Source organism: Streptomyces sp. NPDC093598 (assembly GCF_044764825.1).
Lineage (GTDB): Bacteria > Actinomycetota > Actinomycetes > Streptomycetales > Streptomycetaceae > Streptomyces.
The window spans coordinates 301,158-315,328 of sequence record NZ_JBIWIV010000003.1 but is presented as its reverse complement, the minus strand read 5'-3'; the positions used below and the strand labels follow the sequence as shown (position 1 = coordinate 315,328).

General features: G+C 71.5%; 11 protein-coding genes. 3 read left to right on the top strand and 8 right to left on the bottom strand.

The features are described from left to right. Positions 1-112: 112 nt before the first annotated feature. A complete protein-coding gene (locus ACIRDU_RS13230) occupies positions 113-1,012 on the top strand; it encodes a D-alanyl-D-alanine carboxypeptidase family protein (protein WP_403578030.1) in 900 nt (299 codons plus the stop codon). Between the two features lie 46 nt (positions 1,013-1,058). Here ACIRDU_RS13230 and ACIRDU_RS13225 read toward each other — a convergent pair whose 3' ends face one another. From ACIRDU_RS13225 to ACIRDU_RS13200, 6 genes are all read right to left on the bottom strand, one after another. Next, positions 1,059-1,808: a twin-arginine translocation signal domain-containing protein gene (locus tag ACIRDU_RS13225; RefSeq protein WP_403578996.1), complete on the bottom strand. Its 750-nt coding sequence runs from the start codon at positions 1,806-1,808 to the stop codon at positions 1,059-1,061. Positions 1,809-1,894: 86 nt separating this feature from the next. Further along, complete coding sequence (locus ACIRDU_RS13220) at positions 1,895-4,129, bottom strand: glycoside hydrolase domain-containing protein (RefSeq protein WP_403578993.1); 2,235 nt, start codon at positions 4,127-4,129, stop codon at positions 1,895-1,897. Positions 4,130-4,374: 245 nt separating this feature from the next. Continuing rightward, complete coding sequence (locus tag ACIRDU_RS13215) at positions 4,375-5,820, bottom strand: dihydrolipoamide acetyltransferase family protein (RefSeq protein ID WP_403578027.1); 1,446 nt, start codon at positions 5,818-5,820, stop codon at positions 4,375-4,377. Between the two features lie 10 nt (positions 5,821-5,830). After that, positions 5,831-6,808, bottom strand: coding sequence for an alpha-ketoacid dehydrogenase subunit beta (locus ACIRDU_RS13210; RefSeq protein ID WP_362043640.1), 978 nt, complete (start codon positions 6,806-6,808; stop codon positions 5,831-5,833). Between the two features lies 1 nt (position 6,809). Next, positions 6,810-8,003, bottom strand: coding sequence for a pyruvate dehydrogenase (acetyl-transferring) E1 component subunit alpha (gene pdhA / locus ACIRDU_RS13205; protein ID WP_403578024.1), 1,194 nt, complete (start codon positions 8,001-8,003; stop codon positions 6,810-6,812). Positions 8,004-8,449: 446 nt separating this feature from the next. Continuing rightward, entirely contained in the window at positions 8,450-10,045 is a 1,596-nt protein-coding gene (locus ACIRDU_RS13200; RefSeq protein WP_403578021.1) for a protein kinase, read from the bottom strand. A 357-nt stretch (positions 10,046-10,402) separates the two neighbouring features. On the opposite strand from ACIRDU_RS13200, the gene ACIRDU_RS13195 reads away from it, so the two are divergent. Further along, positions 10,403-12,046 carry a protein kinase gene (locus ACIRDU_RS13195; RefSeq protein WP_403578018.1) on the top strand — a complete coding sequence of 548 codons (1,644 nt, stop codon included), beginning with the start codon at positions 10,403-10,405 and terminating at the stop codon, positions 12,044-12,046. A gap of 70 nt (positions 12,047-12,116) precedes the next feature. On the opposite strand, the gene ACIRDU_RS13190 is transcribed toward ACIRDU_RS13195, so the two are convergent. Further along, a complete protein-coding gene (locus tag ACIRDU_RS13190) occupies positions 12,117-12,659 on the bottom strand; it encodes a bacterial proteasome activator family protein (protein WP_403578015.1) in 543 nt (180 codons plus the stop codon). Positions 12,660-12,744: 85 nt separating this feature from the next. Then, the gene (locus tag ACIRDU_RS13185) at positions 12,745-13,314 is read right to left on the bottom strand and encodes a PadR family transcriptional regulator (RefSeq protein ID WP_403578012.1); all 570 of its coding nucleotides are present in this window, start codon (positions 13,312-13,314) and stop codon (positions 12,745-12,747) included. A 138-nt stretch (positions 13,315-13,452) separates the two neighbouring features. On the opposite strand from ACIRDU_RS13185, the gene ACIRDU_RS13180 reads away from it, so the two are divergent. Further along, on the top strand, positions 13,453-14,100 hold the full coding sequence (locus ACIRDU_RS13180; protein WP_403578009.1) for a hypothetical protein: 648 nt from the start codon (positions 13,453-13,455) through the stop codon (positions 14,098-14,100). Positions 14,101-14,171: the final 71 nt, after the last annotated feature.

Here is a 14,171-nt window from a genome sequence, read left to right as displayed (position 1 = left end):
GCAACAGCACAACCACGTGTGCTAGTTACGAGTCAGACACGTGCGGCCCCTTTCCCCTCGTCCTCAACTCGGCCGCACCGTTGGGGCATTCGACGTAATCGGGGTACTTCACTTGATAACCGGCATTCAGGGCACTCGTCTCCGCAGAGCTGCGGCCGTCGGCGTCACCACCGGCGCCATGCTCGCGACCGGTGCCCTCACCGTCGCGCCGGCGCAGGCCGCCTCGGCGCCCTCCATCGCCGCCAAGGGCGGCTACGTGATGAACAACGCGACCGGCAAGTCGCTCTACACCAAGGCGGCCGACACCCGCCGCTCGACCGGCTCGACCACCAAGATCATGACCGCTCTGGTGGTGCTGAAGCAGTCGAACCTCAACCTGGACAGCAAGGTCACGGTCCAGAAGGCGTACAGCGACTACATCGTCGACAACAACTACGCGTCCAACGCCAAGCTGATCGTCGGCGACAAGGTCACCGTCCGCCAGCTGCTGTACGGGCTGATGCTGCCGTCCGGCTGCGACGCGGCGTACGCGCTCGCCGACAAGTTCGGCTCGGGCTCGACGCGCTCGGCGCGCGTGAAGTCGTTCATCGGCAAGATGAACACCACCGCCAAGAACCTGGGTCTGAAGAACACCCACTTCGACTCGTTCGACGGCATCGGCCACGGCGCCAACTACTCCACGCCGCGCGACCTGACGAAGCTCGCCAGCGCCGCGATGAAGAACAGCATGTTCCGCACGGTCGTCAAGACGAAGAAGTACACGGCGAAGACGACCACCAAGACCGGCGGCACGCGGACGATGGCTCCGTGGGAGAACACCAACCCGCTGCTCGGCAGCTACACCGGCGCGATCGGTGTGAAGACCGGTTCCGGCCCGGAGGCGAAGTACTGCCTGGTCTTCGCCGCCACCCGCAGCGGCAAGACGGTCATCGGCACGGTCCTCGCCTCGACCGGCCTGGAGGCACGCAAGTCGGACGCGACGAAGCTGCTCAACTACGGCTTCACCAGGTAGCACGACCGAGGGGGCTCCGCCGCGCACCGCGGCGGAGCCCCCTTCGTCATGCCGCGGTGCGCTGCCGGCGCTCCAGCGCCCGGGCCGCCTTGCGCCGGCCGCCCGCCAGCACGTTCACCGGGGAGCCCGCACCGGCTCCCGGCTCCAGCCGCCAGCCGCGGATCCGCGCCGCGACCTCTGCCAGGCGCTTGTCGCCCGGCCGTACGTCGACGCAGAACAGCGACTCGTCGGGCGTACGGTCGTCGCCGCCCCAGCGGACCACGCCGTCGAGCTCGGCGAGGATGTCGCGGATCACGACCTCCTGCTGCGGGAAGAAGCCGCCCCGGGCGCCGCGCGGATAGAAGCCCGGCCGGATCCGCACGGCCGTGCCGGACGCCAAGTCGGACTCGGGCCCGCTCCTGGCGAGACCGGACGGGTCGTGCCAGCCGACGACATCGCCCCGGCGCAGCGGGTCGACCTCGTAGTGGAACCGGCGCACCAGGTGGACGAGGACGGTCTCGACGTCGCCCATGCGGACGGCGACGCCCGTGAGCGGGGTGCCGGGGACGGGACGGGTGCAGACGGTGCCGCCGCCGTCGGCGACGTTCTCCATCTCCCAGCCGTTGTGGGAGCGCGAGCCGGACAGCACGCGCCGGGTCCGGTCCTGCGCGCTGCGCAGTGCGTCCCGTACGCGGGCCGGGATGGGGTTGTTCGCGTCGGCGTACGCCTGGGACAGGAAGTGGGACAAGGGCAGGGCGGCGACGCCCACGGCACCGCCGACGGCGGCGACACGGCCGAGCAGGGCACGGCGGGACAGGCCGCGGCGGTGTGCGGCACCGGTCCGGGGCGATCTGCGGGGGATGCGGGGGAGGCTGGGCTTCAACGGGATCTCATTCCGGAGGTTCACACGTTGCGGGCGATGCTGTTGTACGTCTCGAAGATCTGGTAAACGGCCAGGCTCTGGTGCGTCTGGGACTCCACGTCGGGGTCCCAGGCCCGGTAGCGGCGCAGGAGTTCGGTGATCTCGAACTCGGCGAGGTCGAGGCGCATGGACCGCGGGGTGGTGACGCGGTCGCCGGGGGGCAGCCGGCCGCCGGGCCTGCCCCGGGTGCCCCACAGGTGGATCAGGGCCGCGGTGCGCACACTGAACGCGTTGTCCTTGTTCAGCCGCTGCCACACGGTCCACAGGTCGGCGTCCTTGGCCGGGTCGCGGTGGTCACCGGTGGTGAAGCCCCAGCCGATGCAGTGGTTCCAGGCCTGGATGGCGTCACTCGCGCTGATCTCGCCGATGCCGGTGTGCGAGTCCCTGACGGAACCGGAGCCCGTCAGGTGGTGGTCGGCGACCTGCTGGTCGATGGCCTGGCCGGCGAGGCCGTAGTCGCGCATGGCCCAGTAGACAGCCGTCTGGATCAGTGCCTTGCGCATCGAGTACGTCGTCGACAGCTCGGTGATCAGCCCGTCCTGGTCCCAGATCGCCGCGACGGCCTGGGAGTTGGTGTAGAGCCGCGCGTCGCTGCCGATGCCGCCCGTGTCCGGACGCCCGATCGACCGCATGTAGCGCGAGAGGTCGGCCCGCAGCGCCGGCACCTGGCGCGCGTCGAGGGCGACGTCCGGGACGGCGGGCCGCGGCCGGTCGAACGAGCCCTGCCCCGTGTCCCGGCCCGAGGCGATGCAGGCGTCGATCTCGAGCTGCCCGTCACCGGAGCCGAGGGTGCGGACGACGAACTGGTCGTAGGCCCAGTCCCGCGGCAGCGGGTGACCGGCGTTGCCCTCGAAGCCAGAGGACATGTCGGCGACGAAACTCGCGGTCGAGTAACCGGCCGCGCCGACCTGCGCACAGACCTCGCGGGAGCCGTAGACGCCGATCTCGTACGGGTGCCCGGAGTCCGCCATCGCCTCCTTGACGCCCTTGAAGTGGGGCAGGACGCTCGCGGTGATCTCGGCGTCGATCGCGTCGAAGTCCACGGCGAAGAAGATCCGGGTCCCCCGCCGGAAGCCGTGGTCGCGGGCGGCGTTGACCGCCGCGTACCCGGCGGTCCGCCCGGCGACGTAGTCGAAGTCCGAGGCGTCGTTGTTGACGGTCTGGTAGATCGGGAAGCAGCGCAGGCCCTGCTGGGCGATGGTGGCGAGCTCACCCGGCTGGATGGCCTTCTCCGGCAGGGAGGTGGCACTCGGGTTGGTGAGGTAGCGGCCGACGTACGTGATCCCGGCCGCCTTGAGCGACGCCGCCCGGGCCGGGGTGACCTTCGCGACGGTGTCGCACGCCTTGGCGGGGCGGGACTGGTCGCCGAAGGACGCCAGCAGGGAGGCGAAGGTGGCGAAGTCGCCCTCGCCCGTGGCCGGGAGCGCCGCGAAGGTCTGGAAGGCCCGGACTGCGGCGGCCAGGGAGGAGTCGAAGGTGTCGGTGAGGGCCACGGGCCGCCGGTTGACGACCATCCCGGCGGAGAACAACTGGACGAAGACGCCCTTGTCGCCCTGCCTCACGGAGTGCGCCTTCAGGCCCGACTGGGTACCGGGCCCGAAGTTGCCGTTGGCGGTGCCGTCCGCCATGCCCAGCTCGTACTGCACGCCGAAGAGCAGTGCCTTGACGGTGTCCCGGGACACGAGCCCGTCGCAGGCGATGACGTAGAAGTCCTGCCGGCCGAGGTAGCGGCCGTTGAGCCACTGCTGGACGGCCCTGACCTGCCCGGTGCCCGGGGCGCCGAGGACGTAGGAGTCCATCGTCAGCAGCGCCTTGACCATCTTGGGCCGCAAACCGGCTCCCGGGAAGGCCCGTTCGACGCCCATGTCGGTCTTGAGCCGGGTGACGGCCGCCTGCACCCGTGCGCTGTAGGTGCCGTCGAGGTCGCCGCCGTCGTAGCCCTTGCAGTACAGGCCGGCCTGGATGATGCGGCAGAAGTCGGGCGAGGGGACGGTGTCCGGGTCGAGTTCGGGGTACTTGGCCGTCAGCGTGTTGAGCGTGGTGGGGCCGAAGTTGTCGGAGAGCGCTGTGATGCCCAGCTCGTACTGAAGGGCACGGGTCAGGGCGTACATGGTCGCCCAGTCGGCCTCGCCGCTCTCCTCCACGGTCGTGCCGATACGGCTGCCGTAGACGGAGTTCACGAATCTCTGGGCCTTGAGCACCATCGCGTCGCGCATGGGGGGTTCACTCACTTTCGAGGGAGTGACCGCGCCCGTCGCGGCCCGGGCCGGGCCTCCCCCCGGACGCCGGGCGAGTGGTCGATCTCGTGGTGAGGTTGATCGTATGTCCGGATAAACCGCCTACTGTGTGGTACTTGGGAGAGTTCGAGGAGATTCTTGTGCGCCTCGGCGAACCCCTGGTTCATCCCGGGCAGACGCCGGGGCCCCCCGCCCGGTAGGGGCAGGGGGCCGCCGAACTCGGCTCACGCCCAGGTGATCAGGCGCTTCGGCTGCTCCAGGACCGCCGCCACGTCGGCCAGGACCTTCGAGCCCAGCTCGCCGTCGACCAGGCGGTGGTCGAAGGAGAGGGCCAGGGTGGTGACCTGACGGGGCTTCACCTTGCCCTTGTGGACCCACGGCTGGAGCTTGATCGCGCCGACCGCCAGGATCGCGGACTCGCCCGGGTTGAGGATCGGCGTGCCCGTGTCGACGCCGAAGACGCCGACGTTGGTGATCGTCACCGTGCCGCCCTGCATGGCCGCCGGGGACGTCTTGCCCTCCCTGGCCGTCGCCACCAGCTCGCCCAGCGACTCGGCCAGCTGCGGCAGCGTCTTGGCGTGGGCGTCCTTGATGTTCGGCACGATCAGCCCGCGCGGGGTCGCGGCCGCGATGCCCAGGTTCACGTAGTGCTTGACCACGATCTCCTGAGCGGCCTCGTCCCAGGACGCGTTGACGTCCGGGTGGCGCCGGATCGCGACGAGCAGCGCCTTGGCGATCAGCAGCAGCGGGTTCACGCGCAGGCCCGCGAACTCCTTGTCCGCCTTCAGCTCCTCGACCAGCTTCATCGTGCGCGTCACGTCGACCGTCACGAACTCCGTGACATGCGGCGCGGTGAACGCCGAGCCGACCATCGCCGCCGCCGTCGCCTTGCGGACACCCTTGACCGGGACGCGGGTCTCGCGCGTGGTGTCGTACGACGCCGGGGCAGCGGCCGGGGCGGACGGGGCCGACGGCTCGGGGACCGCCGGGACGGCGGCGGCCACCGCCGCGTGCACGTCCTCGCGGGTGATGATGCCGTCCGGGCCGGTCGGGACGACCGTCGTCAGGTCGACGCCCAGGTCCTTGGCCAGCTTGCGGACGGGGGGCTTGGCCAGCGGGCGTTCCGTGCCGGCCGGGGCAGCCGGTGCCGCCGGGGCAGCCGGGGCCGGGGCGGCCGAGGCCGCCGGCGCGTGGCCGTTCAGCTCCGTCTGGAGCGCTGTCGAGGCCTGCTGGACCGGGACCTCCGGGCCCTTGCGGGGGCGGCGGCGGGTGGACGAGGTCGCCACCCCGTAGCCCACCAGGACCGGCTGGCGTCCCGAGCCCGCCGCCTTCGGCTCCTCGGCGGGCTGGGCTGCCGCGGGCCGCCCGGCGGCGGGCTGCTCGGCCGCGGGCGCGGGTGCGGCGCTGCCGCCGCCCACGTCCACCGCGATGATCGACGTGCCCACGTCGACCGTGGTGCCCTCGGGGAAGTGCAGGTCCCGGACCACGCCGTCGTACGGGATGGGCAGCTCGACGGCCGCCTTCGCCGTCTCGACCTCGCAGACCACCTGGCCGTCGGTGACCGTGTCGCCGGGCTGGACGTACCACTTGAGGATCTCGGCCTCGGTGAGTCCCTCGCCCACGTCGGGCATCTTGAACTCGCGCACGGACGCTTCCGTCATCGTCGTCACGACCCTCTCCTCAGTACGCCAGCGAGCGGTCGACGGCGTCCAGCACCCGGTCCAGGTTCGGCAGGTACTCCTCCTCCAGGCGGGCCGGCGGGTACGGCGCGTGGTAGCCGCCGACCCGGAGCACCGGGGCCTCCAGGTGGTAGAAGCAGCGCTCCGTGATCCGGGCGGCGATCTCCGCGCCCGAGCCGAAGAACACCGGGGCCTCGTGCACGACGACCAGGCGGCGGGTCTTCTCCACCGACGCCTGGATCGAGTCGAAGTCGAGCGGGGAGACCGAGCGCAGGTCCAGGACCTCCAGGTTCTTGCCCTCCTCGGCGGCCGCGTCCGCGACCTCCTGGCAGAGCTTCACCATCGGGCCGTAGGCGGCGAGGGTCAGATCGGTGCCCTCGCGGACCACCTGGGCCTTGTGCAGCGGGCCCGGGATCGCCTCCGTGTTGACCTCGCCCTTGTCCCAGTAGCGGCGCTTGGGCTCGAAGAAGATCACCGGGTCGTCGCTCTGGATGGCCTGCTGCATCATCCAGTAGGCGTCCGACGCGTTCGACGGGCTGACGATCTTCAGGCCCGCCACGTGCGCGAAGAGCGCCTCGGGCGACTCGGAGTGGTGCTCGACCGCGCCGATGCCGCCGCCGTAGGGGATGCGCACGACGACCGGGAGCTTGACCTTGCCCAGCGAACGGGCGTGCATCTTCGCGAGCTGCGTGACGATCTGGTCGTACGCCGGGAAGACGAAGCCGTCGAACTGGATCTCCACCACCGGGCGGTAGCCGCGCAGGGCCAGGCCGATCGCCGTGCCGACGATGCCCGACTCGGCGAGCGGGGTGTCGATGACGCGGCTCTCGCCGAAGTCCTTCTGCAGGCCGTCCGTCACCCGGAACACGCCGCCGAGCTTGCCGACGTCCTCGCCCATGATCAGGACCTTGGGGTCGGACTCCAGGGCGCGGCGCAGCGACTCGTTGATCGCCTTGGCCAGTGCCATCTTGTCGGCCATGTCAGTTGCCCCCCTCATCGGCGAACGACGCCTGGTACGCGGCGAACTGGGCGCGCTCCTCGTCGACGAGCGCGTGTCCGTCCGCGTAGGCGTTCTCGAAGATCGCGAAGTGGTCCGGGTCCGGCATGGCACGGACCGCCTCGCGCACTCGTTTGCCCAACGCCTCGGACTCGGCCTCCAGTTCCGCGAAGAATCCCTCGTCCGCGTGGTTCGAGGCCTCCAGGTACCGGCGAAGCCGCAGGATCGGGTCCTTGGCCTCCCAGGCCTGGCGCTCCTCGTCGCCCCGGTAGCGGGTCGGGTCGTCGGAGGTGGTGTGGGCGCCCATGCGGTAGGTGAAGGCCTCGACGAGGGTCGGGCCCTCGCCGGCGCGGGCTCGCTCCAGGGCCCAGCGGGTGACCGCGAGGACGCCGAGCACGTCGTTGCCGTCCACCCGGACGCCCGGGAAGCCGAAGCCCTGGGCCCGCTGGTAGATCGGCACGCGGGACTGCTTCTCGGTGGGCTCGGAGATCGCCCACTGGTTGTTCTGGCAGAAGAACACGACCGGGGCGTTGTAGACCGCGGAGAAGGTGAACGACTCGGCCACGTCACCCTGGCTGGAGGCGCCGTCACCGAAGTACGCGATCACCGCGCTGTCGGCGCCGTCCTTGGCGACGCCCATCGCGTAGCCGGTGGCGTGCAGCGTCTGGGAGCCGATGACGATCGTGTACAGCTGGAAGTTGTTGCTGTTGGGGTCCCAGCCGCCGTTGTTCACACCGCGGAACATCCCCAGCAGGTTGGCCGGGTCGACGCCGCGGCACCAGGCCACGCCGTGCTCGCGGTAGGTCGGGAAGACGTAGTCGTCCTCGCGGGTGGCCCGGCCGGACCCGATCTGGGCGGCCTCCTGGCCGAGCAGCGACGCCCACAGGCCCAGCTCGCCCTGGCGCTGCAGGGAGGTGGCCTCGGCGTCGAAGCGGCGGGTGAGCACCATGTCGCGGTAGAGGCCGCGGAGCTCCTCCGGAGTGATACCGGCGACGTACTTGTCGTACTCGGCGTTCTTGACGCGCTTGCCCTCGGGCGTCAGCAGCTGCACGAGCTGGGGCTCGGTGCCGACGTCCTTCTTGGCAGTCGTGCGGGTGGTGCGCTTGGCGCCGGTGGTGCCGGCCTTGCTTCCGGCGCTGCGTCGCGGTGTGCGCGCGGCAGTGCTCTCCACGGTCACGTGTGCTCCTCCGTCGGTCCGGGCCACGGGGTTGCCGGTAGGCCTGGGGGTCCCCCCTGCTCTTTTGAGCTGGGGGGAGCGGCTCACCTGTTCTCGACCACCGGGACACGGGGTGGGTGCCACTCGGCCGGGGACAGGCGTGACAGGTGCCCCGGCGAGCGCCCTGCAGAAAGCACGTTACCCAGTGCGCCACATTTCTGTGAAACCCCCTCTGACCTGCGATTTTGCTTGGATATCCAAGTAAATCGGGAAGGTGGTGAAGGGTCCCTGGTCACAGCCTTGCAGGAGGCCGGGGCAACCGCACGTTAACCCGGTGACCCAGGTCACGGGAAGAGTCAACTTTCCGGCGTGGCGAAACGCCACGCGCGCGTGGGGACCGTTTCGGCCCCACGCGCGCGTGGATCATCCGTTTCGTTCCGGTGTCCGCCCGGGGGCGGCCCCGGGGGTCAGCCGCCCTCGCCGCCGCCCGCGCCTCCGACGACACCGGTCGCGCCGCCCGCGTCGGTGCCGCCCGTGTCGTCCGGGGGCGTCTCCGGGTCGGTGGGCGGCTCGCCCGTCGGTTCGCCGGTCGGCGCCGCGGAGGTCGGCGGGGCCGACGGCTGGCCGGTGGGCGATGCGGGAGCGCTCTGCGACGGCGTGTAGGACGGCGTGTAGGACGGCGTGTAGTTGCCGCCGCCGGAGCCCGTGCCGGTGCCGTCGTCCGTGGACGTGTCGGTCGGCGCGTCGCTCGTGTCGTCGCTCGGCGTCTCGCTGGGCGTCTTCTTCTCGGTCGTCTGCGAGGTGGTCGGCGACTGCTTGGTGCCGGGGCCCTCCTTGCCGCCGCCGGTGTTCTGCAGCGCCAGGGCGACGCCCGCCGCGACCGCGATCACCGCGAGCACGGCGAGGATCCACAGCTTGCCGCGGCCGCTGCCCTTGTTGCCGTGGCCCTCGAAGCCGCCGTCGTCCCCACCGCCGTAGCCACCGGGCAGGATGGGCGAGGGGATCTGCGTGGTGCCGGAGGCGTCCCCGGGGTGCCCCATCACGGCCGTCGCGCCGGCGAAACCGCCCGACGGGGTGTGCCGGCCCTCGTGCATGTCGACCGGGCCGGTGTTCCAGGTGCCGGTGTGGCCGCCCTGGTCGTAGAGCATCTGGAGCGCGTACTGGACCAGCCCGCGCATCTCCTCGGCCGTCTGGAAGCGGTCGTCGGGCTCCTTGGCGAGGGCGCGCATGGCCAGGCCGTCCAGCTCCGGCGGGCAGGCGTCGGAGACCTCGGACGGCGGCGTCGGGATGTCCTGGACGTGCTGGTAGACCACCGACAGGGGGGTCTCGCCGGTGAACGGCGGGCGCAGCGAGAGAAGTTCGTAGAGCAGGCAGCCCGTGGCGTACAGGTCGGAGCGGTGGTCGACGGCCTTGCCGAGCGCCTGCTCGGGGGAGAGGTACTGCGGGGTGCCCATGACCATGCCGGTCTGCGTCATCGTCGTGGACGCGCCGTGCAGGGCGCGGGCGATGCCGAAGTCCATCACCTTCACGGCGCCGTTGTGCGTGATGATGACGTTGGCGGGCTTGATGTCGCGGTGCACGATGCCGTGCTGGTGCGAGTAGGCGAGCGCCTCCAGGACGCCCGAGACGATGATCAGCGCCTGCTCGGGGCCGGGGGCCTCCGCGTTCAGCAGCAGGTCACGGATGGTGCGGCCCTCGACCAGCTCCATCACGATGTAGGGCACGGACTGGCCGCCGACGAAGTCCTCGCCGGAGTCGTACACGGCGACGATCGCGTGGTGGTTGAGGCCGGCCACCGACTGGGCCTCGCGCGTGAAGCGCGCCTTGGACACCGGGTCCTCGGCGAGGTCGGAGCGGAGCAGCTTGACGGCGACGGTGCGTCCGAGGCGGACGTCCTCGGCTGCGAACACCTCGGCCATGCCGCCCCGGCCGAGTCTGTGGGTCAGCCGGTACCGGCCGTCCCCGACCAGCCCGCCGTTCCCCCAGGACTCCGGCGCGTCCGACATGCCGCTGCCAGTCGCCTCGGGGTCGGACGGGCCCTGAGCGCGCTGCTGCTGTGCCATCAGTCCTCGCCGTCGTTTTCTGCCCGCGGTGCGCGCGGTGTTGTTACGGTCTCCGTCGGCCACGCTACAGCCTCCGCGCAAGCCTCCGGTCCGAGAAGGGGTGCCGGGACCGGCACGAGACGGACCGGCCATGAAACCTTCACTCCGTACTGTCGTGCAAATTCCGTGCGGCGGTCGTACGCCCCCGGTAACGCTTCCGCGACGCTTCTTCCGCGTACGGTCACGGAACGGGCACCGCGCTTGACGTGTCGGTGCCCTGGGGCAGACTTGGCCGGGAATGACGGTTGATCCAATGACGGATCAACGACGGATCAACGGCAGTCGGTGGCGCCTGAAGGGCTACGGGGGAAACGGAACATGAGCCAGGACGGCGCACAGGGCCAGTACACGGGGCGGGCGCTCGCCAGTGGCCGCTATCAGCTGCGTGACCTGCTCGGCCAGGGCGGCATGGCCTCGGTGCACCTCGCGTACGACAGTGTGCTCGACCGCCAGGTCGCCATCAAGACACTTCACACGGATCTCGGACGGGAACCGGCCTTCCGCGAGCGGTTCCGCCGCGAGGCCCAGGCCGTGGCCAAGCTCACGCACACCAACATCGTCTCCGTCTTCGACACCGGCGAGGACACCCTCGACGGCATGACGACGCCGTACATCGTCATGGAGTACGTCGAGGGCCGCCCGCTCGGCTCGGTCCTCGACGAGGACGTGCGGCAGCAGGGCGCGATGCCCGCCGGCAAGGCGCTGAAGATCACCGCGGACGTGCTGGCCGCGCTGGAGATCAGCCACGAGATGGGCCTGGTCCACCGCGACATCAAGCCGGGCAACGTGATGATGACCAAGCGCGCCGTGGTCAAGGTCATGGACTTCGGCATCGCCCGCGCCATGCAGTCCGGTGTGACGTCGATGACGCAGACCGGCATGGTCGTCGGCACCCCCCAGTACCTCTCGCCGGAGCAGGCCCTCGGCCGCGGTGTGGACGCCCGCTCCGACCTGTACTCGGTCGGCATCATGCTGTTCCAGCTGGTGACCGGGCGGCTGCCGTTCGACGCGGACTCGCCGCTGGCCATCGCGTACGCGCACGTGCAGGAGGAGCCGCCGGTTCCGTCCTCGATCAACCGCGCGCTGCCGCCGGCCGTGGACGCGCTGATCGCCCGCGCGCTGAAGAAGAACCCGAACGAGCGCTTCCCGAGCGCCGAGGCCATGCGCGACGAGTGCCTGCGCGTGGCGGCGTCCGTCCAGACCGCGCCGCCGAGCATCGTCCCGGGCACACCGGCCCCGAGCGGCGCCGGCGTCGGCTCGGCCGTGTTCCCGCCGGTCGACCAAGCCACCGCGCCGCCCTCGGGGCAGGTCCAGACGCCGTACCAGCCGACCCCGCCCCCGAACCCGTACGGCACGCCCGCCCCGACGGGGCCGTCCCCGGCGTACGGCTATCCGCAGCAGGGCGCCTACCAGACGCCGTCTCCGGCCGCCTACTCCCCGCAGCCCGGCCCGTCGACGCCGCCGCCGTACAACCTGACGCCCCAGACCGCTCCGGCCTCCGCCGGCGGCGGCAGGAACAACAAGCCGGTGATCATCGGCTCGATCATCGTGTCCGTCGCCGCGGTCGGCGGTCTCGTCACGGCGCTGCTCCTGAACGGCGGCAGCGAGGACGACAAGGGCGGCGGCAACAGCCCGAGCGCCTCGGCCTCCGCGGAGAAGAGGCCCGGCTACCGCGGCCCGGACACCTCGAAGACGATCGACACCGAGGAGTGCACGGAGCCTCAGGAGTCGTACAACGACCCGGACAAGATCCGGATGCCTGACTTCAAGTTCAAGAACATCGACTCGGTCAAGGCCTGCCTCCAGGCGGCCGGGTGGAAGAAGAACATCGACATCACGGACGAGAACACCTACGGCGACGGCACGGTCATGAGCCAGTTCCCGTCCGCCGGCACCGACGTGGACCCGCGGCACATGCCCGAGATCGAGCTCAGCGTCTCGACGGGCAACCCGCCCTCCTGAGTCGGCCTGACGCGGAAGGGCCCGGCGGCTTCGGCCGCCGGGCCCTTTTGTCCGGGGGGCCGGTGAACGTCTACAGGTAGGGGCCGCCGGACCGGCCGCCCGGGTGCTGCTGCTCGTCGAGGCCGTCGCCGACGCCCGGCGGCAGGGCCCTGCGCATCTGCTCCAGCTGGGCGCGGGCCGCCATCTGCTGGGCGAACAGCGTCGTCTGGATCCCGTGGAAGAGCCCCTCCAGCCAGCCGACGAGCTGGGCCTGCGCGATGCGCAGCTCCGCGTCGCTGGGAGTCGCCTCGTCCGTGAAGGGCAGGGAGAGCCGCTCCAGCTCCTCGACCAGCTCGGGCGCCAGACCGTCCTCCAGCTCCTTCACCGAGCTGGAGTGGATGTCCTTGAGCCGGACCCTGCTGGCCTCGTCCAGGGGAGCCGCGCGCACTTCCTCCAGCAGCTGCTTGATCATGCTGCCGATCCGCATGACCTTCGCGGGCTGCTCCACCTGTTCCGTGACCGGGGTCTCGCGGGAGTCCTCGTCTGCGCTGCTGCCACCGAGCGCCGTGCCGTCCTGGCCCACGACCAGGATCTGCGGGTTCTCCGGCGACCTTTCGTTCCTCGGCATCTCCATGTCGCCATTCTGTCGCACGCCTGCACCTCACCTCCTTGGTGCCCCCACCGGAGGTTGATCCACCACGCCGGAGGAGACGAGTCGGTCAGCCTTCGGGTTGCTCCGGCGAGGGCGGTTCCTCCGCGCGGGTGAAACGCAGCAGGCGGGCCTCGCAGTGGTCCAGCCAGCGGATCTCGGCCTCGGCGTGGAAGACGAGCTGCTCCAGGACGAGCAGCCGGGCCATCTCCTCGGGGTGCTCCGGCGCGCGGGCCAGGGCCTCCGCCCGCTGCCGCACGTGGTCGTGCAGCGCCCGCGTCACGTGCCGGCGCTGGGCCTCGACGACCTCCCGTACGTCGACGCCGTCCGCGCCGAGTGCCATCACCAGCTTGATCGCCAGCTCGTCGCGCGGCGGGCCGGTCCGTGCCACGGGGCGGTCGTACCAGGCGCGCAGCTCGGCCCGGCCGGCCTCGGTGAGCGTGTACAGCGTCCGTCCGGCCGCGTCGACGTCGCCCTGGGCGACCATGCCGTCCCGCTCCAGGCGGCCCAGCGTCGTGTAGACCTGCCCGATGTTCAGCGGCCAGGTCCTGCCGGTGCGGGCCTCGAAGTCGGTGCGCAGGCGGGAGCCGTAGCGGGGACCGGCCGCCAGGAGCGCCAGCAGCCCGTGACGTATCGACATAACCGGATTGTGCAGCGATTCCGCCCGTCGGCCGAACCCGGAGTGCCGGGCGTACGGGTCGATGTGAGGCTGATTGCCTCGATATGACCGAACTTGCCGTTCTTGCCCTACCGGGCGCGGCGGGAGGGGGTCACCCACGTGACTCCATGGCTACGCGCACTGCGGGCGACGGGACTGGTGGTCGCCCTGGGGGCGGGCGCGGTCGTCTCACCCTGCGGATCCGTCCCGTCCTACGGGGCTGTCCTCACGTACGAGGAGGAGGCCGAGGAAGCGGCGGAGGCGGAGGAGGAGTCCGGGCCCGTCGCCGCCCCGTCGCCCGTTTCATCGGCCCCCTCGGCCCTGGCTGCTCCGTCGTCCCGGCCGACTGCACCATCCCGGGCGGCGTCATCGCCCCGCGCGGCGTCACCGTCCCGGTCCGCCCCCTCGCCCCTGGCGGCCCCTTCGGCCCGGGCGGCCTCTTCGGCCCCGTCGGCCTGGGCGGCCCCTTCCCCCTCCGGCGAGCCCTCGCGGGCCGGGAGCCGGGCCGGAGAGGGCCGGGTGCGGCCGGGACGGCCGGAGGACGCCGGGGAGAAGCCGGGCGTCGACGACGCCACCGCCGTCCCCGAGGCACCCCGGGAGACCGCCCCGGTGCCGTCCGCCCCGGCGGAGCAGCCCGTACGAGAGGCCAGGACCGCCGAACGCCCCGTCGGCCCGGTCCTGCGGATCCTGCCCCTGGGCAGCGGCCTGGTCCTGATCGGCCTGGGCCTGGGCCTGGCGTTCCTCGCGCTGCGGCTGCGGCGGGCCTAGGGACCGGTGCGCGGCGGGCCCAGGGGCGATGCGGACCGGCCGCACCCCGGTCGGGGACGAGGTGACGCAGG